This is a genomic window from Rhodoferax sp. OV413 (assembly GCF_900104385.1).
Taxonomy (GTDB): Bacteria; Pseudomonadota; Gammaproteobacteria; order Burkholderiales; family Burkholderiaceae_C; genus Rhodoferax_B.
Window position 1 is genome coordinate 992113 of record NZ_FNJA01000001.1, and the last position, 20291, is coordinate 1012403.

Below are 20291 nucleotides of genomic sequence, written 5' to 3' on the forward strand. Positions count from 1 at the left end.
TTTATAGTGCGCTTTTTTGTTTTGGCAGGCACCCTTTTTGCGGTAAGGTCTAAACACCTCTTTGGAGCCTCCATGACACACCGCGCCTTCCTGCAAACCGCCATCGCCAGCGCCGCACTCTTGCTCGCGGCCCCGGTTTTCGCCCAGAACACGCCGATCAAATTCCAGCTCGACTGGCGCTTCGAAGGGCCGGCCGCCATGTTCCTCACGCCGGCGGCCAAAGGCTATTTCAAGGATGCCAAGCTGGACGTATCGATTGATGCCGGCAACGGCTCGGGCGGCGCCGTCACCCGCGTGGCCTCCAGCGTCTACGACATGGGCTTTGCCGACCTGGCCGCGGTGATGGAATTCCACGCCAACAACCCCGATGCACCCAACAAGCCGGTGGCGGTGATGATGGTCTACGCCGACACCCCAGCCTCGGTGATGGTGCTCAAGAAATCGGGCATCAAGACCCCGGCCGACCTCAACGGCAAGAAGCTCGGCGCACCGGTGTTCGACGCCGGCCGCCGCGCGTTTCCGATCTTCGCCAAGGCCAATGGCATCAGCGGCGTGCAATGGACCACGATGGACCCGCCGCTGCGTGAAACCATGCTGGTGCGCGGTGACGTGGACGCGATCACCGGCTTCACCTTCACCTCGCTGCTGAACCTGGAAGCCCGCGGCACACCCGCCAGCGAGGTGCTGGTGCTGCCCTACCCGCAGTTCGGCGTCAAGCTCTACGGCAACGCCATCATCGCCTCGCCCAAGCTGATCAAGGAGAACCCGGCCGCCGTCAAAGCCTTTTTGAAAGCCTTTGCCAAGGGCATGAAGGACGTGATTGCCCAGCCCGCGGCCGCCATCGAAGACGTGAAGGCCCGCGACGGCATCATCAACTCCGCGCTGGAGCTGCGCCGCCTGAACATGGCGATCGACACCGCCATCAACACACCCAACGCCCGCGCCGAAGGCTTTGGCAACACCACACCGCCGCGCCTGTCGCTGATGGCCTCGCAGGTGTCCGACGCCTTTGGCACCAAGACCCGGGTGAACCCGGAAGCGGTGTGGAACGGCAGCTTCCTGCCCAGCGCAGCCGAGCTGAACGTCTTGCCGGCCAAGAAGTAAACACTATTCTTTTCATAGCTGCTCGCGCAGGTACTGCCTGCGCCAGCGGCCTATTTCTTATAAATTTGTGAATACCCCCGCGTTTGTCGACTTCCGCGACGTCTGGCTGGCCTACAACGACGAGCTGCGGGCGCAAAACCAGTTCGCCGTCGAAGCCATCGACCTGCAGGTGCAGCAGGGCGAATTCATCGCCATCGTCGGCCCCTCGGGCTGCGGCAAGTCCACCTTCATGAAGCTGGCCACCGGGCTGAAGATGCCGTCCAAGGGCAGCATCCGCATCGACGGCCAGCCGGTCACCGGCCCGCTGAAGATCTCCGGCATGGCCTTCCAGGCGCCATCGCTGCTGCCCTGGCGCACCACGGTGGACAACGTGCTGCTGCCACTGGAAATCGTAGAGCCGTATCGCAGCCAGTTCAAGGCCAAGCTCAAGGAGTTCGAACAGCGCGCGCGGCGCCTGCTGCAAAAAGTCGGCCTGGCTGGCTACGAAGACAAGTTTCCTTGGCAGCTATCCGGCGGCATGCAGCAGCGCGCCAGCATCTGCCGCGCGCTGATCCACGAGCCCAAGATGCTGCTGCTGGACGAGCCGTTTGGCGCGCTGGACGCCTTCACCCGCGAAGAGCTGTGGTGCATCCTGCGCGACCTGTGGACCGAGCAGCGCTTCAACGTGATCCTGGTCACCCACGACCTGCGCGAAAGCGTGTTCCTGGCCGACACGGTGTATGTGATGGGCAAGAGCCCGGGCCGCTTCATCGTCAAGAAGCAGATCGACTTGCCGCGCCCGCGCGAGCTGGAGCTGACCTACACGCCGGCATTCACGGACATCGTGCACGAGCTGCGCAGCCACATCGGATCGATTCGAAAGACCACGCCATGAACGCCAAGACCCTGGAACGCTGGTCGCCCTGGGTGCTGCTGGTGGCCATCGTGCTGCTGTGGCAAGGCATCTGCAGCGCCTTCGACGTGTCGGAGTTCATCTTCCCCAGCCCCTGGCGCATAGCGACCCAGCTGGTCGAATTCAAGGGCCCGATTGCCCTCCATGCCTGGCGCACCTACTGGGTGACGATGGCCGGCTTTGGCCTGGCGATTGTGGTCGGCGTGCTGCTGGGCTTTGTGGTCGGCAGCTCGCGCCTGGCCTATGCGGCCATCTACCCGCTGATGACGGCCTTCAACGCGCTGCCGAAAGCGGCGTTCGTGCCCATCCTGGTGGTGTGGTTCGGCATCGGCACCGGGCCGGCGATATTGACGGCTTTCCTGATCAGCTTCTTCCCCATCATGGTCAACATCGCCACCGGTTTGGCCACCCTGGAGCCCGAGCTGGAAGACGTGCTGCGCGTGCTTGGCGCCAAGCGCTGGGACGTGCTGGTCAAGGTCGGCCTGCCGCGCTCCATGCCCTACTTCTTCGGCTCGCTGAAGGTGGCGATCACGCTGGCCTTCGTGGGCACCACGGTGTCGGAAATGACGGCCGCCAACGAGGGCATTGGCTACCTGCTGATCTCGGCCGGATCGTCGATGCAGATGGGCCTGGCCTTTGCCGGCCTGATGGTGGTGGGCGCGATGGCCATGGCCATGTACGAGCTGTTCAGCTACGTGGAAAAGCACACCACCGGCTGGGCACACCGCGGCTCGCAGAATGACTGAGCGCGACTGAGAACGCTTCGCACTCCAGTAGCAGAGTTAAACCACCGTGTATTGATCCTGGTCAGGGAAATTTGCCCTGGCCTGCGTATGCTCCAGCCACCGTTACTCTTGACGGAGGCAGTCCGCGGACACCGCCCACGCGGCCCGCAGGAGATACCCAAAAATGACACATCCACGACGCGTTTTCCTCATGGCCATCGCCGCCACCGGCACAGCCCTTGGCACCCTCAGCACCGGCGCGCGCGCCCAGGCCAAGGTCGATGAAAAAGACCCGCAAGCCGCCGCCCTCGGCTACGCCGCCGACACCACCAAGGTCGACGCCAAAAAGTACCCCAAACATGCCGCCGCCCAGATGTGCAGCAACTGCGCGCTGTACCAAGGCAAACCGGCCGACGCTGCCGGCGCCTGCCCGTTGTTCGCCGGCAAGGTGGTGGCGGCCAAGGGCTGGTGCAGCGCCTGGGCCAAGAAGGCCTGATGCCCAGAGACACCAAAGGCTTCAAAGGCAACAAACAGTCGCTGCCCGCCAAGCCCTGCGTGGCCTGCGGGCGCGACATGGTGTGGCGCAAAAGCTGGGCCAAGAACTGGGCCGAGGTGAAGTACTGCTCCGACGCCTGCCGCAAGGCAAAAAATGCTTAGGCACCTGGTAGTGGTGCTGGGCGACCAGCTGAACCTGGACTCCTCGGCCTTCGACGGCTTCGACCCCGCGCAGGACGCGGTGTGGATGGCCGAGGTGGCCGAAGAGTCCACCCACATCTGGTCCAGCAAGCAACGCATTGCGATCTTCCTGGCGGCGATGCGCCACTTTGCGCAGGCTCTGCAGGCTGCAGATCTACCGCTGCACTACACCCGCATCGACCAGCCGGATAACCGCGGCAGCTTGGCAGCCGAGCTGCAGCACGCTATAGAAAAACTAGCGCCTCGCGCAATCATCCTCTGCGCTCCAGGCGATTTTCGCGTATGGAAAGCAATCCAGGCCGTCGCCAAGCAAGCCCAGATTCCGCTGGACGTGCGTGACGACCGGCACTTCTACGCCACGGTGCGCGAGTTCGCCGCACACGCCAAAGAGCGCAAGACCATCCGCCTCGAATACTTCTACCGCTCCCTGCGCAAACAGCACGGCGTGCTGATGGAAGGCGAGCAGCCCACCGGTGGCCAATGGAACTTCGACGAAGACAACCGCGAAGCCTTTGGCAAGGCCGGCCCTGGCGACGTGCCACCGCGCAGCACCTTCGCGCCCGATGCCAGCACGCAGGAAGTCATCGCCCTGGTCAACACCCGCTTCGCCAGCCACCCCGGCACGCTAGACAGCTTTGCCTGGCCCGTCACCCGCGCGCAGGCCCTGCAGTCGCTGGACGCGTTCATCCAGCAGCGCCTGCCGCTGTTCGGCCGCTACCAGGACGCGCTCTGGCCGGGCGAGGCCTGGCTGTACCACTCGCATATTTCCGCCGCGCTGAACCTCAAGCTGCTGGACCCGCGCGAGGTGGTGGCCGCCGCCGTGGCTGCATTTGAGACCGGCCACGCGCCGCTGGCCTGCGTCGAAGGCTTTGTGCGCCAAATCCTGGGCTGGCGCGAATACGTGCGCGGCATCTACTGGACGCAAATGCCCGCCTACGCCGAGCGCAACGCGCTGAACGCGCACGAGCCCCTGCCCGCCTGGTACTGGACCGGCCAGACCGACATGGCCTGCCTGCGCGATGCGATTGAACAAACCCTGGCCCACGGCTACAGCCACCACATCCAGCGCCTGATGGTCACCGGCCTGTTCGCCCTGCTGCTAGGCGTGGAGCCGCAGCAGGTGCATGCCTGGTATTTGTCGGTCTACGTCGATGCGGTGGAATGGGTGGAGCTGCCCAACACCTTGGGCATGGCGATGTACGCCGACGGCGGCCTGATGGCCAGCAAGCCCTACATCGCCACCGGCAAGTACATCGAACGCATGGGCAGCAAGCAGCATTGCGCCAGCTGCCGCTACGACCCGGCGCAGCGTGAAGGCGAGCGCGCCTGCCCCTACACCACGCTGTACTGGGACTTTCTGGCCCGGCACGAGAAGCTGCTGGCCGCCAACCCGCGCATGTCCCTGCAGGTCAAGAACCTGGCACGCTTGAGCGATGCGCAAAAGCGGGCCGTGGCCGACCGGGCCGCCGCCATCCGCAGCGGTGCGGTCGGCAGCCTGACTCCTGTTTAACCCAACCGAAAGCCCCCGTGCCCTCCACCACACCCCAGATAGCCCTGGTCACCGGCGCCCGCGGTGGCATAGGCCGTGAAGTCGTCGCCCAGCTGCGCCAGGCCGGCCACCGCGTAGCAGCCGTGGGCCGCGATGCCGCCACCCTGGCCGAGGTGCAAGCCGACGCCCACATTGCCGCCGACACCACCACGCCCGAGGGCGCCATAGAAGCCATCGCCGCCTGCGTGGCCCAGCTGGGCGGCCCGCCCACGCTGCTGGCCCACTGCGTAGGCAGCACGCTGATTGCGCCCCTGCACCGGAGCACGGCAGCCCAGTACCGCGAGGTCATGCGCGTCAATCTGGACAGTGCCTTCTTCATGCTGCAAGCCTGGGTCGAGGCCTTGCGGGTCGCCAAGCTGCAAGGCGCCGCCGTGCTCGCCTCCAGCGTGGTGTCGCGTATAGGCGTGGCCAACCACGAGGCGATTGCCGCCGCCAAGGGCGGCATCGAAGCCCTGGCCCGCAGTGCGGCCGCCACCTACGCCCCGCTAGGCCTGCGCGTCAACGTGGTGGCGCCCGGTATGACCGACACGCCCATGACCGCCAGCATGCTGCGCATGGACGCGATGCGCGAAGGCGCGGGCAAGCAGTACCCGCTGGGCGGTGTGCAGACTGCGGTGCAGGTGGCGGATGCCATGGCCTGGTTGCTGTCCGATGGTGCGGCGCGCATTACCGGGCAGGTGATTGCGGTGGACGGTGGGTTTACGACCGTGCGGCCGTTGGTGAAGTAGGCGTAGCTGCTGGCGGCGATTGCTATTTAATAGATAGCTTCTACCGCAGGTGAAATAAGCGCTAGGGGCACTTTTTTCTTAGAAAATCTGCTCGAACGGCACGCGTAACGACAGCGTCGAGGTGCGCGGCACGCGCTCGACCAGTTTCGAATTGCCAGAGCAAGTCCGTGTGGCATGCTCAAACATATGAAGAAAAAATCCAGACCTTCGCCAGCCTGGCCTCGCCGCATGATTGCCCATGCAATGGACATCACCCAGTACGTCATCCTGTCAGCGCTGCAAGTATTCACGCTCTTTCGCCTGGGAAATATGCAACTGGATGGCCTCCTGGCATTCGCTGGCGCAACAGCGGCACTACTGTTTGGGTTTACATCCTTGCAGTTCAATCGCGCTCGAGCATACCCAACAGGTCCAACTCAAAGACGTAGCTTGGTGGTGGCTGAATTGGCTCTACGGTCAACATTAGCGTTCGTAATGGGGGCAGCTATAGCCGCAGTACTATTTTCACTTTTGATTGACGCCTACTCACCAAGACCTTGGACCGGCTACCCTCGACTTGGACTTCCCCTCTTATGTGCATTCATCCCCACGGTATTCATGATTTACGCGCTCCTCACATTCGTGAAAGCCACACGCATCCTCGTACACGGTATGTTTTTGCGGATTGACCCCAGAAGTCTTTCAAGACGGCAGAAGTGACATTCAACATATGCGAGCACAGGTAGCGAGCCACCGAATCGGACTCATTCCTTTTGCGACGGACGAAGATAAAGCAGAACCCCCCTGCAAGCACCCGACTCCGCTGATGAAGCACCGCCCATTTACGCGCCACGAAATGGTCGCCCGCGCCCCGCGGCAGCCGCAGCGTGTCCAGCAGGCCGAGCAGCACGAACGCGGCGGCGACCACGAAGGCCAACTTGTATTCGACGGCCGGCGCGGCGAAGCGCAACGCGCCGGATAGCCCCTCACCCAAGCGCACCGCCATCGCACCCAGGGTGATGCCGGCGACCATGCTATGGATTCCGTAGCTGCTTACGCAGATAGAACCAGCGCTAGAGGCCGTTTTTATTTAAAGAAATTAGCCAGGCGCACACGGGTGTTGCCGGCCACATCGCGCATCCACGGATGCTGCTGCCAGTGCTGTGCGGCAAACGCCTGGATCTGCGCCTGGTAGGTGAGCGACAGGCCGATCACGTCCAGCCCTTCCAGGAACATCTGGCGGTGCCGGTCGCTCAGGCTGAACGCCGCATCCACGCTGGCGCTGCGCACCCGCATGCGGTCCACGTCGATCTGCAGCTCGCCCTGCTGGTCGGCATCGTGCATCAACGCGGCGATTTGCTCCTGCGGCAGCATGGCCAGCAGCAGCCGGTTGTTCATGGCGTTCGAATAAAAGATCTCGCCAAAGCTGGGAGCGATCACCGCCTGGATGCCGTATTGCTGCAGCCCCCACACTGCATGCTCGCGGCTGGAGCCGCAGCCAAAATTGGCCCCGGCTACCAGGATGCGGGTCTGCGCATAGGCGGACTGGTTTAGCACGCAGTCGGGCCGCGGCTGGCCCTGGGCGTCAAAGCGCAGGTCGTACAACAGGCCCTGGGCCAGGCCGGACTTGTCTATGCCGTGCAGAAACTGCTTGGGCATGATCTGGTCGGTGTCCAGGTTCTCGATGCGGATGGCGGCCATGCGGCCTTGGACTAACTTGTTTTCAGCCATGCTGCAGCTCCAGGGTGCGGACATCGGTAATGCAGCCGGTCACGGCGGCGGCGGCGGCCATGGCCGGGCTCATCAAATGGGTGATGGCGCCGCGGCCCTGGCGGCCTTCGAAATTGCGGTTGGTGGTGGACGCGCAGCGCACGCCCGGCGCCAACAGGTCGCCATTCATCGCCAGGCACATAGAGCAGCCGGGTTGGCGCCATTCAAAGCCGGCGTCCAGCAGCAGCTGGGCAATGCCCTCACGCTCGGCCTGCTGCTTGACCGCACCCGAGCCCGGCACCACCATGGCCCGCACGCCGTCGGCCACATGCCGGCCGCGCACCACGGCGGCCACGGCGCGCAGGTCCTCGATGCGGGCATTGGTGCACGAGCCTATGAACACATGCTGCACCGGGGTGCCGGCAATGGCCGCGCCCGCCGCCAGGCCGGTGTAGCGCAAGGCCTGCTCGGTGCTGCGGCGCACCGGGCCCTCGGGCTGGGCCTCGGGCCGCGGCACCTGGCCGGTGATGGCGACCACCTGGTCGGGGCTGGTGCCCCAGGTGACGTGCGGCGCCACCGCGCTCGCGTCGAATCGGTGCTCCACATCGAACACCGCACCGGCGTCGCTGTGCAGCGTCGCCCAGTGGGCCAGAGCCGCCTGGCGCACACCGTCCTGGATGTCGGGCGCGCGGGCCAGCACGTAGTCGATGGCCGTGGCATCGGGCGCGATCAGGGCGCCGCGCGCGCCCGCCTCCACCGCCATATTACACAAGGTAAAGCGCGCCTCGACCGACAAGGCCGCGATGGCGCTGCCGCAGAACTCGACCACAAAGCCGCGCGCGCCCTGGGCGCCGATCTGGCCGATCACCATCAGGACCAGGTCCTTGGAGGTGGTGCCCTGCGGCAGCTGGCCGTCGACCCGGATGCGCATGTCCTGCGCCAGCCGGTACACCAGGGTCTGGGTGGCCAGCACATGCTCGACCTCCGAGGTGCCAATGCCGAAGCCCAGCGCCCCCAGCGCGCCATAGGTGGTGGTGTGGCTGTCGCCGCAGATGACCACCATGCCGGGCCGGATCATGCCGTGCTCGGGCGCGATCACATGCTCTATGCCCTGCAGCGCATCGTTGGTGTCGAACAAGGGGATGGCGTAGCGGTCGCAATTGCGCTTCAGGTTGCTGGCCTGCAGCGCCGGCGCCGCATCGGCAATCACGCGCAACTGGGGCGCCTGCGTGGGGATGGTGGGAATCACATGGCTGACCACGGCCACGTTCTGACCGGGCATGGGCACGCCGCGGCCCTGCTCCTGCAGGCCGGCAAAGGCCTGCGGGCTGGTGTATTCGTTCATCAAATGCAGGTCGCAAAACAGCAGCACGTTTTGCGGGTCCAGCCGCGCCACGGTGTGGCTGGCTACGAGTTTTTGGTACAGGGTACGGGCGGTCATACAGCAGCTCCGGTCAAGAACGGCAGCACCTGGGCCAGCAAGGCCTCGGGTGCTTCTTCGGCGATGTAATGGCCGCAGGGCAGCGGCTGACCGCGCACATCAATGGCCACGCTCTGCCACTCGGCCAGCGGCTGGAAGCAGCGGTGCACCACGCCCTGCGCGCCCCACAACGCCAGCAGCGGCATGGGCAGGCGCCGGCCGGCTGCGCGGTCAGCGCGGTCGTGCTCCAGGTCGATGCTGGCGGCGGCGCGGTAGTCCTCGCACAGGCCGTGGGCGGCACCGGGCAAAGCCAGGGCCCGGGTGTATTCGGCCAAGGCCCGCGGATCGAATGGCGCCAGGCCGGCGCTGCGGCTGCCCATCACATCGCGGATGTAGGCTGTAGGGTCGGCTTCAATCAAGCGCTCGGGCAGTGGCGCCGGCTGGATCAAAAAGAACCAGTGCCAGTAGGCGCGGGCAAAGGCCTCGCTGGTTTGCGCGTACATGGCCAGGGTGGGCGCAATGTCCAGCAGCACCAGGCGCTGCACCGCGTCCGGGTGGTCGGCCGCCAGGCGGTGCGCCACGCGCGCGCCGCGGTCGTGCGCCAGCACATCGAACCGGGCATGGCCCAGCGACTGCATCACGCGCAGCATGTCCTGCGCCATCACGCGCTTGCTGTAGTTGCCGTGGTCCGCATCGCCCGCAGGCTTGGACGAGTCGCCATAGCCGCGCAGGTCGCACAGCACCAGGCTGAACTGCGCGGCCAGCGCCGGCACCACCTTGTGCCAGATCGCATGGGTTTGCGGGTGGCCGTGCAGCAGCAGCAAGGGCGGGCCATTGCCGCCGACCACAGTGTGGATCTGCACGCCGGTATCGGTGGGCACCGCATGGCTGCTGAAGCCGGGGAAGAGTGGTTCTGTGGACATGCTCAATCGGCCTTGATGCCGCGCTCCTTGATGAGTTTGGCCCATTGGGGCATTTCCTGCTGCAGGCGGCTGGCGGCTTGGGCGGGGGTGGATGGAATCGGGTCGAAGCCGTCTTTGACCATGCGCTCCTTCAGCGCAGCCGTGCCCAGAGCCTGGTTCAGCGCCTGATTGAGTTTGTCCACCACCGGCTTGGGCGTGGCGGCGGGCGCGAACACGATGAACCAGGTCTCGAAGCTATAGCCGGACAGGCCGGCTTCGGCAACCGTCGGCACAGCCGGCATCAGGGGCGAGCGCTTGGAGCCAGTCACGCCCAGGGCGCGCAGCTTGCCCGCCTGTACCTGCTGCTGTGCGGCAGACAGCACCGGAAAGCTCATGTCCACCTGGCCGGCGATGGTGTCGATCAGCGCCGGGCCACCGCCGCGGTAGGGAATATGCAGGATGCTCACGCCGGCCACCGCCTTGAACAGTTCGGCCGACATGTGGAAGGTGCTGCCGGAGCCCGCAGAGCCGTAGCTGTGTTTGCCGGGCTCTGCCTTCAGCAGCGCAATCAGGCTTTTCACATCCTTGGCAGGCAGGTTGTTGTTCACCACCAGCACGTGCTGCGAGCTGGCGACCATGCCGATGGGCGCCAGGTCTTTCAAGGTGTCGTAAGGCATCTTGGCGCTGAGCGCCGGGTTGATCGCCAGCGACACGGTTTGCAGGCCGATGGTGTAGCCGTCGGGCGCCGATTTGGCCACCACGTCCACCCCCAGGTTGCCGCCGGCCCCGGCCCGGTTGTCCACCACCAGGGTGCCGCCCAAGGCCTTGGCCCATTCGTCGCTGATCTGCCGCGCCACCAGATCGGCACTGCCGCCGGGGGCGTAGGGCACGATCAGCTTGATCGGGCGGTCGGGGTAGCTTTGCGCCGTGGCGCTGCCAGTGGTCAATGCGGTGAGCGCGCACAGGGTGAATGTGGCGAGGATAGGACGGCGTTGCATCGGGGTCTCCTGTTCTTGTGGGGTTCAGGCTATGCTATCCATGAACCTGTAAAACACAATATTTACGAATTCACTTCTTACGGTCTTTAAAGTTAACAATCACCATGGACGGTTTTTCAGATCTGGCGTTCTTCGTGCTGCTGACCAAGCAGCCCAGCCTGGCAGCGGCGGCCCAGCAGCTGGGCATCACGCCGCCCGCCGTCAGCAAGCGGCTGGCCGCACTGGAGCGGCGGCTCGGTGTGCGCCTGCTGAACCGCACCACCCGCCGCACCAGCCTGACGCCCGAGGGCGAAACCTATCTGCGCGAAGGCATGCGGGTGCTGGAAGAACTGGAGGCACTGGAGCGCACGGTCAGCGGCAGCCGCGCCACCCCGCAAGGCATCTTGCGGATCAGCGCCACGCTGGGCTTTGGCCGCAAGCACATCGCGCCCGCGCTGTCGGTGTTTGCGCGCAGCTTCCCCGAGGTCGAGGTACAACTGCACCTGACGGACCGGCCGGTGAACCTGATCGAGCAAGGCTTTGACCTGCTGGTGCGCTTTGGCGAGCTGCCCGATGCGCGCCTGACCGCCCGGCTGCTGGCGCGCAACCGCCGCCTGCTGTGCGCGAGCCCGGCCTATCTGCAGCGCGCCGGCCTGCCAGGCATGCCGCGCGATCTGGCGCAGCACCCCTGCATCTTCATCCGCGAAAGCGACGAGACTTTTGGCACCTGGCATTTGTCGAACGGCACGCGTACCGACACCGTCAAGGTGCGCGGCCCGCTATCGACCAACGACGGCGAATCAGCGCTGGCCTGGGCACTAGATGGCCACGGCATCCTGGTCCGCTCGCAGTGGGAAGCCGCGGCCTCGCTGCGCGCCCGCAAGCTGCAAACCGTGCTGCCGGACTGGACCTTGCCGGCGGCAGATGTCTTTCTGGTGTTCCAGACCAAAAACAACCTGCCGGCTAAAACGCGGGCCTTGGTGGACTTTTTGCTGGAGCGCTTCGCGCCCTACCGCACCCAAGGAGACTCGGCGCTGGGGCCTTGGTAAGTCCTGCCCAATCGGCATAGGCTCAACACCTCGCGCAGAAACAAAAAAGCCCTGCAACTTTGCAGTTGCAGGGCTTTTAGGATTTGGCGGAAACGGAGGGATTCGAACCCTCGATGAGGCTCTACACCCCATACTCCCTTAGCAGGGGAGCACCTTCGGCCACTCGGTCACGTTTCCAATCCAGCTATTATCGCACGACTTTTGGCTGTTTTTAGGCAGCGGGCTGGTCGAGTTCGAATGCTTTGTGCAGAGCGCGCACGGCCAGTTCCATGTACTTCTCGTCGATGACGACCGAGGTCTTGATTTCGCTGGTGGAAATCATCTGGATGTTGATGCCCTCTTCGCTCAGGCAGCGAAACATCTTGCTGGCCACACCCACATGGCTGCGCATGCCGATACCGACGATGCTGACCTTGCAGATCTTGGCGTCGCCGGTGATCTCGTTCGCGCCCAGGCCTGGCAATACTTTTTCTTTCAGCAAGTCGATGGTGCGCGCGTAATCGTTGCGGTGCACGGTGAAGCTGAAATCGGTCTTGCCGTCTTTGCTGACGTTTTGGATGATCACATCGACTTCGATGTTGGCATCGGCCACCGCACCCAGGATTTGGTAGGCGATACCGGGGGTGTCGGGCACGCCGAGCACGGAAACTTTGGCTTCGTCGCGGTTGAACGCGATGCCGGAGACAATGGCTTGTTCCATATTTTCGTCTTCTTCAAAAGTAATCAGGGTGCCAGATTTGGCTTCAATCTCGATGTCGATGTCCCAGGGGGTGAAGCTGGACAAGACGCGCAGCGGCACCTTGTATTTGCCGGCAAATTCGACCGAGCGAATCTGCAGCACTTTGGAGCCCATGGAGGCCATCTCCAGCATTTCTTCGAAGCCCACCGTTTGCAGGCGGCGCGCTTCGGGCACCACGCGCGGGTCGGTGGTGTAGATGCCATCCACGTCGGTGTAGATCAGGCACTCAGAGGCCTTCATGGCGGCGGCCACGGCCACGGCCGAAGTATCGCTACCGCCACGCCCCAGCGTGGTGATGTTGCCGGCCTCGTCCACGCCTTGGAAACCGGTGACGATGACCACCTTGCCAGCCGCCAGGTCCACGCGCACCTTCTGGTCGTCGATGGACTCGATGCGGGCCTTGGTGTGGGCACTGTTAGTCAGGATCGGCACTTGCCAGCCGGCGTAGCTGACCGACTCCATACCCTCGCCTTGCAAGGCGATGGCCAGCAAGGCGACCGACACCTGCTCGCCGGTGGAGGCCAGCATGTCGAGTTCGCGCTGGTAGGCGTCGCCAGGTTTGGCGGGCGCCAGCTCTTTGGCCAGACCCAGCAGGCGGTTGGTTTCGCCGCTCATCGCGCTGGGAACCACCACCATCTGGTGGCCGGCGCGCGCCCATTTGGCGACGCGCTTGGCAACAAGGCGGATGCGCTCGGTGGAGCCCATCGACGTGCCGCCGTATTTGTGAACGATCAATGCCATGGAATATTAAAAGACGCTAAGAAGTTGGATGTCCGAAGACACAAAGAAGGCACGAACTACGAAAGGTCTGGAGGGGCCGCAGAAACGGTGCCCAAAGCCCTGGGATTGTACCAATCGAGCCACTGGCCCCGGCGGACCGCAAAGCCGGCGCCCACCCTGATATGGATTTTTTGCCCGCGCGTGGTGCAGGCGGCGATCTGCCGCTGCAGCTCATGCAGCTGCGCGGTGCTGGCCGTCGTCTGGTGGACGCTGCCCAGCCAGTGGCGCAGCAGATTGGCCTGGCGCGGCACGGACAGGGCTTGCAGGCCGGCGATGGCGGGCGGGCATCCCACACTCTGCAGGTCCTGCACCGCCACTTCCAGCAACAGGGTTTGCGCCTGCGCGGCATGGGCAGCGCTGCGGCCAAAGGTGTCGCGGAACTGCGGAAACGCCGCCTCCAGCACCGGCAGCAGCTGTGCGCGGATGCGGTTGCGGGTGAAGCGTTCGTCCGCATTGCTCGGATCGACGATATAGGCCGCGCCGCGCTGGTCCAGCCAGGCGCGGATTTGGTCGGCACGCACGCCTAGCAGCGGACGGTAGAAGCGGATGCCGCCGCGCTCCCAGTGGGCCGGCATGGATGCCAGCCCGGGCAGCCCTGCGCCCCGGCTCAGCGCCAGCAGCAGTGTCTCCACCTGGTCGTCGGCGTGTTGGGCCAATACTATGGTTTTGATAGCTGCCTGCGCAGATTCTGCCTGCGCCAGAGCACTAAAAGCCTTGTAACGGGCTTTGCGGGCTGCATCTTCTGGGCTCTCGCCGGGGGCCGGCTGGGCATGGACGCGCACGACCTGCAGTGGTACCTGCTGGTCCGTACAGAAGGCCTCGCAGTGGCGCACAAAATCGTCGGCAGCCGGCTGCAGTCCGTGGTGGATGTGGACCGCCTGTACCTGGCCCGGCCAGCGCTCGGCACAGGCCAGCAGCAAGGCGGTGGAATCCGCACCGCCGCTGAACGCCACCGTGAACGGCAGCGGGGGTGAGAACGCGCGGACCGCGTCTACCAGCGTGGTGCCCATTTGTGCTCAGCCGCCGTGGGTGCGTCGCTCGATGTTCTGCTCTTGGTAGTAGCGGGTTTTTTCCACATACATGGCCCGGTCGGCCCGGATCAGCGCGGCCTCCAGCTGGTCGCTGGAATGGCAGGTGGCCATGCCGATGGCGATGCTCAGCTTGTGGCTGGTATAGAACTGGTTGTTCAGCTCCAGGATCGAATGTATGCGGTCGATGATGGTCTGCGCGCCGTGCTCATCCGAGCCGGGCAGCAGCATGGCGAATTCATCGCCACCAGTGCGGGCTGCGCACATCGGGGCGCTGCTGACTTTGCCGAACACCTCACCCGCGCGCCGCAGCAGCGCATCGCCCGCCACGTGGCCGTGCTCATCGTTGATCTGCTTCAGCCCGTTCAGGTCCATGATCAGCACGCTCAGCGGCCACGGCCCCTTGCGCGACAGGCGGTTCAGTTCATCCATATAGAAAGCCCGGTTGCGCAGCTGCGTCAACGAATCGTGCTTGCCCAGGTATTCGAGGTAGGCCTCAGCCTTCTTGCGGGCAGTGATGTCGACCAGGGACACCAGCACCAGGTCCCAGTCCGCCAGGTGGTCGGGCAGCACGGCAAACTGCATGTGGATGTTGATCAAATCGCCACCCAGCCGGTAGTTGACCACCTCGCGCATCAAGGTGGTTTTGCCCTGCCACAGCTCGATCAGCTGCTCGGCAAACGAGTCACGCATTTCACCCTGGAACACCTCGCCCAGGCGGGCCAACAGCTCGGCTTTGTTCTTGGCGCCAAACATCGTCAGAGTTTGCCGGTTCACGTCGATGACGCGGATCTCCTGCATGCAGCGCGAGACGAATTCGGGGTGCACGTTGATGAAGGTCCGAAAGTCTTCGATGCCGCGCATGCGCACTTCATCGATCAACCTCTTCACTGCGCTGAAATCCTCGACCCATAGCGATACCGGCGAGTAGTCGAACAAGTCCCGCGCATGCTGCTCGCTGGACACCAGCAGGTTCGAGGTTTGCAATTCATGGGTGATGTCCTGCAACGACACCATCACGCGCTCCCAGGTGGCTTCGTGGCCTTGCAGCACCCTCGCCTGCACTTTCACGTCGAGCCGGCGGCCATCCAGCGCGTAGTTGACGGTCTGGATGGCGAAGCCCAGTTCGCCCTCCCACATGGGGTACATCTGCTGTGCAAAATGGTCCAGCATGTCGCCGCGGAACACCTGCGACAGATTGGCCAGCAGCTCGGCCTGGCTGCTGGCGCCAAACAGCTCCAGCGTGCGCTGGTTCACCTCCAGCACCTGCAGCGAAGCCGCGCATTCGGCCAGGCACTCGGGGTGGGCGGCAACATGGGCCCGCAAATCACTTACTCCTTCAGCGCGCCAGCGGTCGAACAGACGCTTCAAGGCGCTGAAGTCCTCCAACCACAAGGACACGGGGGCCAACTCGAACAGATGTGCGTAGTCGGCGGGGGAAGACGAATGGGACACGTTGAAACCTCCAGGCCGGTATTGTGCCGGCTGCCACCCGCGCGGCTCGGGCCGTGGCTTGCTGCGGGCGAAAAAAAACCAGGCCACAAGGGCCTGGTTTTTCAGGAGACGGAGTCTGCGCGAATTAACGGGCGGGCTTGCTCAGACGTTTCTTGGTGTCGCGGGGCACAAACACCTTGCCGCCGTTGCCAGCACCGGCACCAGGCTTGCTGAAAGCAGGCTTGGAGAAGGCTGGGCGCGGTGCGTTGAAGTCACCACGCTCGGCACGGTCGCCACGGGGAGCGAAGTCGCCGCGCGGGGCGAAATCACCACGGGGAGCGAAACCACCGCCGGCTGGAGCGCCGCCGCCGAAGCCACGGTCTGCACCGCGGTCGCCGCCACCGAAGCCGCCGCCGTTGTCACGGTTGCCTTGGTAGCCGCCGCCGGTGCGGGCTGGTGGACGGCTGTTGCGGTCGTTGAAACCGCTGGCGCCGCCATAACCACCGCCGCCTTCGCGGTTGCCGCCACCGAAACCACCACGGTCGCCGCCGCCGAAGCCGCCGCGATCACCGCGTGGCGATGGGCCGAAGCTACGGCCACGGGGTGCGCCGTCACGGCCGCCGAAGCCGCCGCCTGCACCGCGGGGAGGACGCGAATCCGGCTGGCGCTGTTGTGGCTCCATACCTGGAATCACTTCCGCCTTGAACTGCTGGTGGCTGTAGCTTTCGATGTCGAAAATCTTGCGACGGTCGCGCATTTCGGCAAAGGTCACAGCGATACCGTCGCGACCGGCACGGCCGGTACGGCCAATGCGATGGGTGTAGTCTTCGGCCTTCATTGGCAAGCCAAAGTTGAACACGTGGCTAATGCTAGGCACGTCGATACCGCGGGCGGCAACGTCGGTGGCGACCAGAATCTGCACCTGGCCTTGGCGCAGGGCCATCAGGCGGCGATTCCGCAGACCTTGGCTCAGGGCACCGTGCAATGCGACGGCGCTGAAGCCTTCTTGTTGCAGGTCGTTGGCCAAGCCGTCGCACTCGATCTGGGTGCTGGCGAACACGATCGCCTGGGCGATGGTGGTGTCACGCAGCCAGTGGTCCAGCAGCTTGCGCTTGTGCTGGGCGTTGTCGGCCCAGAACAGGATTTGCTTGATGTTGGCGTGCTTTTCTTGCGGGCTGTCGATGGTCACGCGCTGGGGTTCGCGCATTACGCGGGAAGCCAGTTGCTGGATGCGCGGCGCGAAGGTGGCGCTGAACATCATGGTTTGCTTGCGGCCAATGGTCATCTGGTTGACGTCAGCCAAGTCGTCCGAGAAGCCCAGATCCAGCATACGGTCAGCTTCGTCCACCACCAGGAATTGCACTTGGTCCAGCTTGATTTGCTGCGAGCGTTGCAGATCCAGCAGACGGCCAGGGGTAGCCACCACCAGGTTGGCGTTTTGCAGCTTGGCGATTTGCAACTGGTAAGGCATGCCGCCAACCACGTTGGCAATGCGCAGACCGCGGCAATGGGCGACCAGGCCGATCGCGTCGTGGGCCACTTGTTGGGCCAGTTCGCGGGTGGGGCACAGGATCAGGGCGCCAGGGGTGGCGGCCTTGAAGTTGCGGGCATTGGTCGGGTCTTTGCGCTTAGCGCGCTTGGGAGCAGGTTCGCCCTTGGCAGCAGCTTCGGCGACAGCGGCTTCGTATTCGGCTTTTTCAGCGGCTTCGGCTTCGGCTTGCTGGCGCAGCAGCGTGTGCAGCACGGGCAGCAGGAAGGCGGCGGTCTTGCCGCTACCGGTTTGGCTGGACACCATCAGGTCGACAAAGCGGGCGGACTCGCTTTGCATGGCCATGGGGATGGTTTGCATTTGCACGGCGGTCGGCTGGGTGTAGCCCAGGTCAGCCACGGCTTGCACCAACTCAGGGGCCAGGCCCAGGGTCACGAAGCCGTTAGGCGCTGCAGGAGCAGCATCTGCTTCGGCGGCGACTACGGTATCAACGCCTTCGACGGACTGCAAAGTCTCGGTCACGAAGGTGTCGTTGGCGGAAGAAAAGGAAGATGCAGACGAAAAATCGCCAGCGACGTCAAAAGAGTCGTTCATTTAATTACTCACACGGGAACACCGCAATGGCTACGTTAGCCAGCGATGGGCCCCGATAATGGTTAAAAAACATCAACCATCAAACGGAGCCAGTACCTTAGGCGGTCCATCAACAGACTGGACCCGGTACTAGTTGGCGCAACTTTGTGCGCCAGATGAGTGAAGGGAGATGTGCAAAGTGCACTAACGTTAACTAGTGCAGCCTCGAATTATAGCCCGAATTCGGGTTTTCACCTAATTACTCTGCAGCCATCTTCAAAAAGTGTGTGCGGTAGTGCACTAATTCCTCAATCGATTCATTCACGTCGGCCAGTGCCGTGTGCTTCTGCTGCTTCTTGAAAGATGCCGCCACCTCGGGCCGCCAGCGCTTGGCTAGCTCTTTCAGGGTGCTGACGTCCAGGTTGCGGTAGTGGCAAAAGGCTTCGAGCTTGGGCATGTACTTGGCGAGAAAGCGCCGGTCCTGGCCGATGCTGTTGCCGCACAGGGGCGATGTGCCCTTGGGTACGTACTGGGCCAGGAAGGCGATGACCAGAGCCTCGGCCTCGGCCTCGGTCATGGTGGACGCCTTGACCTTGTCGATCAGGCCGCTCTTGCCGTGCGTGCCCTTGTTCCAGGCATCCATTTGGTCCAGCTGCGCATCCGACTGGTGAATCACCAACACCGGGCCTTCGATGCGGGGCTCCAGACTCGGGCCGGTGACGACCACGGCAATCTCGATCAGGCGGTCGACTTCCGGGTCCAGACCGGTCATTTCACAGTCCAGCCAGATCAGGTTTTGGTCCGATTTAGCCAGCAATACAGGGGATAGGGTGTTGATTTCAGCCATGGGCCGCATTGTCACCGATGGCCTACACTCCCGCCCATGCAAGATTCCGCCGTTTTTTCGCCCTCAACTGCCCTGACCCTAGGCTTTGCCGCCATGCTGATTGTGGGCATGTGGGTCAAGTTCTGGCTGGCTTCGCGCCAGATACGCCACGTAGCCCAGCACCGCAACAACGTACCCGCAGCATTTGCCAGCCACATCACTTTGGCGGCCCACCAGAAGGCCGCCGACTACACCATCACCAAGGCCCGTTTCGGGCTGCTGGAACTGGCCTTGGGCACAGCCGTGCTGCTCGCCTGGACGCTGCTGGGCGGACTGAATTCGCTGAACCAGAGCCTGCTGGCCTGGCTGGGCGGCGGCATGTGGCAGCAACTGGCGCTGCTGGTCGGCTTTGTGCTGATTAGCGGCCTGATCGACATCCCTGTCACGCTGTACCAGACCTTTGTGATCGAAGAGCGCTTCGGCTTCAACAAAACCACCGTCAAGCTCTGGCTGGCCGACATGCTCAAGTCCAGCGTCGTCGGCGCCGTGATCGGCCTGCCGATCGCCGCGCTGATACTGTGGCTGATGGGCAGCGCCGGCCCGCGCTGGTGGCTGTGGGCCTGGAGTGCCTGGATGGGTATCAACCTGCTGCTGTTGATGATTTACCCGACCTTCATCGCCCCGCTGTTCAACAAGTTCAAGCCGCTGGAGGACGAAACCCTGAAGGCCCGCGTCACCGCCCTGATGCAGCGCTGCGGCTTTGCCGCCAAAGGCCTGTTCGTGATGGACGGCAGCAAGCGCAGTGCCCATGCGAATGCCTACTTCACCGGCTTTGGCGCGGCCAAGCGCGTGGTGTTCTACGACACGCTGCTGAGCAAACTGGCGCCGGCCGAGGTCGACGCGGTGCTGGCCCACGAGCTGGGCCACTTCAAGCACAAGCACATCATCCAGCGCATCGTCACCATGTTTGCCTTCAGCCTGCTGGGCTTTGCGCTGCTGGGCTGGCTGTCGGCGCAGGTCTGGTTCTACACCGGCCTGGGCGTAATTCCGAACATGTCGGGCGCGCCGAACGACGCGCTGGCGCTGCTGCTGTTCATGCTGGCCACGCCGATATTCACCTTCTTCATCGCTCCGCTATCGGCCCAGGTGTCGCGCAAGCACGAGTTCCAGGCCGATGCCTACGCCGTCCAGCAAACCAGTGGGCAAGACCTATCTACCGCCCTGCTCAAGCTATACGAAGACAATGCCTCCACCCTGACACCCGACCCGGTGTTCGTGAAGTTCTACTACTCGCACCCGCCGGCTTCCGAGCGGCTGGCGCGCATGGCCCAAGGAGCCGCCACATGACCACCGACCTCAAGAAAAAAGACTGGTCCACGCAGACCCGGCGGGCGCTGAACGCTGCAGAAATCGTAGCAAGACTGACCCACGTGGAAGGCTGGCAACTGGAAGGCGACGGCGCCGACATCGCCATCAGCAAGACCTTCCGCTTCGCCAACTATTTCGAGACGATTGCCTTCGTCAATGCCGCCGCCCTGGTGGCGCACCGGCAAGACCACCACCCCGATCTGCAGGTGTCGTACAACCGCTGTGTGGTGCGCTTCAACACCCACGACGTGGGCGGCCTGTCGGTCACCGACTTCGACTGTGCGGCGCAACTGAATGCACTCCTTGTTTAAGCGTCACATCCG

20 protein-coding genes and 1 tRNA gene are annotated in these 20291 nt (G+C 64.0%); 10 read left to right on the forward strand and 11 right to left on the reverse strand.

All coding sequences use genetic code 11. The annotated features are described in order from the left end of the window. The first annotated feature begins 72 nt into the window (after window positions 1-72). The 7 genes from BLT66_RS04550 to BLT66_RS04580 all read left to right on the forward strand — a co-directional run bounded on the left by BLT66_RS04550 (window position 73) and on the right by BLT66_RS04580 (window position 5694). Window positions 73-1104: an ABC transporter substrate-binding protein gene (locus BLT66_RS04550; RefSeq protein ID WP_092756125.1), complete on the forward strand. Its 1032-nt coding sequence runs from the start codon at window positions 73-75 to the stop codon at window positions 1102-1104. A gap of 67 nt (window positions 1105-1171) precedes the next feature. Continuing rightward, window positions 1172-1978 (forward strand): ABC transporter ATP-binding protein, encoded by an 807-nt coding sequence (locus tag BLT66_RS04555; protein WP_176954961.1) that lies wholly within the window; start codon window positions 1172-1174, stop codon window positions 1976-1978. Beyond that, window positions 1975-2742, forward strand: coding sequence for an ABC transporter permease (locus BLT66_RS04560; protein WP_092756129.1), 768 nt, complete (start codon window positions 1975-1977; stop codon window positions 2740-2742). Before BLT66_RS04555 ends, BLT66_RS04560 begins: the two co-directional genes overlap by 4 nt. A gap of 163 nt (window positions 2743-2905) precedes the next feature. Beyond that, window positions 2906-3217: a high-potential iron-sulfur protein gene (locus tag BLT66_RS04565; protein WP_176954962.1), complete on the forward strand. Its 312-nt coding sequence runs from the start codon at window positions 2906-2908 to the stop codon at window positions 3215-3217. Then, window positions 3217-3378: a DUF2256 domain-containing protein gene (locus tag BLT66_RS04570; RefSeq protein ID WP_092757017.1), complete on the forward strand. Its 162-nt coding sequence runs from the start codon at window positions 3217-3219 to the stop codon at window positions 3376-3378. Before BLT66_RS04565 ends, BLT66_RS04570 begins: the two co-directional genes overlap by 1 nt. Next, the gene (locus BLT66_RS04575) at window positions 3371-4927 is read left to right on the forward strand and encodes a cryptochrome/photolyase family protein (protein ID WP_092756133.1); all 1557 of its coding nucleotides are present in this window, start codon (window positions 3371-3373) and stop codon (window positions 4925-4927) included. Before BLT66_RS04570 ends, BLT66_RS04575 begins: the two co-directional genes overlap by 8 nt. Before the next feature lie 17 nt (window positions 4928-4944). Next, window positions 4945-5694, forward strand: coding sequence for an SDR family NAD(P)-dependent oxidoreductase (locus tag BLT66_RS04580; protein WP_255406766.1), 750 nt, complete (start codon window positions 4945-4947; stop codon window positions 5692-5694). A gap of 613 nt (window positions 5695-6307) precedes the next feature. Here the strand turns inward: BLT66_RS04580 and BLT66_RS04585 are convergent. The 5 genes from BLT66_RS04585 to BLT66_RS04605 are packed head-to-tail and all read right to left on the reverse strand — an operon-like array spanning window position 6308 to window position 10703. After that, the gene (locus BLT66_RS04585; RefSeq protein WP_092756135.1) at window positions 6308-6706 is read right to left on the reverse strand and encodes a hypothetical protein; all 399 of its coding nucleotides are present in this window, start codon (window positions 6704-6706) and stop codon (window positions 6308-6310) included. 53 nt (window positions 6707-6759) lie between these two features. After that, on the reverse strand, window positions 6760-7404 hold the full coding sequence (gene leuD / locus BLT66_RS04590; protein ID WP_092756137.1) for a 3-isopropylmalate dehydratase small subunit: 645 nt from the start codon (window positions 7402-7404) through the stop codon (window positions 6760-6762). Further along, window positions 7397-8824, reverse strand: coding sequence for a 3-isopropylmalate dehydratase large subunit (gene leuC, locus BLT66_RS04595; RefSeq protein ID WP_092756139.1), 1428 nt, complete (start codon window positions 8822-8824; stop codon window positions 7397-7399). Before leuC ends, leuD begins: the two co-directional genes overlap by 8 nt. Continuing rightward, window positions 8821-9726 carry an alpha/beta fold hydrolase gene (locus BLT66_RS04600; protein ID WP_092756141.1) on the reverse strand — a complete coding sequence of 302 codons (906 nt, stop codon included), beginning with the start codon at window positions 9724-9726 and terminating at the stop codon, window positions 8821-8823. Before BLT66_RS04600 ends, leuC begins: the two co-directional genes overlap by 4 nt. Before the next feature lie 2 nt (window positions 9727-9728). Next, window positions 9729-10703 carry a Bug family tripartite tricarboxylate transporter substrate binding protein gene (locus BLT66_RS04605; RefSeq protein ID WP_092756143.1) on the reverse strand — a complete coding sequence of 325 codons (975 nt, stop codon included), beginning with the start codon at window positions 10701-10703 and terminating at the stop codon, window positions 9729-9731. Window positions 10704-10807: 104 nt separating this feature from the next. Between BLT66_RS04605 and BLT66_RS04610 the strand changes: the two genes are divergently transcribed. Continuing rightward, window positions 10808-11731 (forward strand): LysR family transcriptional regulator, encoded by a 924-nt coding sequence (locus BLT66_RS04610; protein WP_092756145.1) that lies wholly within the window; start codon window positions 10808-10810, stop codon window positions 11729-11731. 84 nt (window positions 11732-11815) lie between these two features. On the opposite strand, the gene BLT66_RS04615 is transcribed toward BLT66_RS04610, so the two are convergent. The 6 genes from BLT66_RS04615 to orn form a co-directional block, all read right to left on the reverse strand. Beyond that, window positions 11816-11908, reverse strand: a tRNA-Ser gene (locus tag BLT66_RS04615). 34 nt (window positions 11909-11942) lie between these two features. After that, window positions 11943-13211 carry an aspartate kinase gene (locus tag BLT66_RS04620; RefSeq protein ID WP_092756147.1) on the reverse strand — a complete coding sequence of 423 codons (1269 nt, stop codon included), beginning with the start codon at window positions 13209-13211 and terminating at the stop codon, window positions 11943-11945. 56 nt (window positions 13212-13267) lie between these two features. Next, the gene (tilS, locus tag BLT66_RS04625) at window positions 13268-14260 is read right to left on the reverse strand and encodes a tRNA lysidine(34) synthetase TilS (protein WP_092756149.1); all 993 of its coding nucleotides are present in this window, start codon (window positions 14258-14260) and stop codon (window positions 13268-13270) included. A gap of 6 nt (window positions 14261-14266) precedes the next feature. Beyond that, entirely contained in the window at window positions 14267-15733 is a 1467-nt protein-coding gene (locus BLT66_RS04630; RefSeq protein WP_255406767.1) for a sensor domain-containing diguanylate cyclase, read from the reverse strand. A gap of 124 nt (window positions 15734-15857) precedes the next feature. After that, on the reverse strand, window positions 15858-17795 hold the full coding sequence (locus BLT66_RS04635; RefSeq protein WP_092756151.1) for a DEAD/DEAH box helicase: 1938 nt from the start codon (window positions 17793-17795) through the stop codon (window positions 15858-15860). 238 nt (window positions 17796-18033) lie between these two features. Continuing rightward, window positions 18034-18630 (reverse strand): oligoribonuclease, encoded by a 597-nt coding sequence (gene orn / locus BLT66_RS04640; protein ID WP_369821582.1) that lies wholly within the window; start codon window positions 18628-18630, stop codon window positions 18034-18036. A 27-nt stretch (window positions 18631-18657) separates the two neighbouring features. Between orn and BLT66_RS04645 the strand changes: the two genes are divergently transcribed. Together BLT66_RS04645 and BLT66_RS04650 are read left to right on the forward strand one after the other, a co-directional pair. Next, window positions 18658-19947: a M48 family metallopeptidase gene (locus BLT66_RS04645; protein WP_092756153.1), complete on the forward strand. Its 1290-nt coding sequence runs from the start codon at window positions 18658-18660 to the stop codon at window positions 19945-19947. Next, on the forward strand, window positions 19944-20279 hold the full coding sequence (locus BLT66_RS04650; protein ID WP_092756155.1) for a 4a-hydroxytetrahydrobiopterin dehydratase: 336 nt from the start codon (window positions 19944-19946) through the stop codon (window positions 20277-20279). The genes BLT66_RS04645 and BLT66_RS04650 overlap by 4 nt, the downstream gene beginning before the upstream one ends. The last annotated feature ends 12 nt before the right edge of the window (window positions 20280-20291 follow it).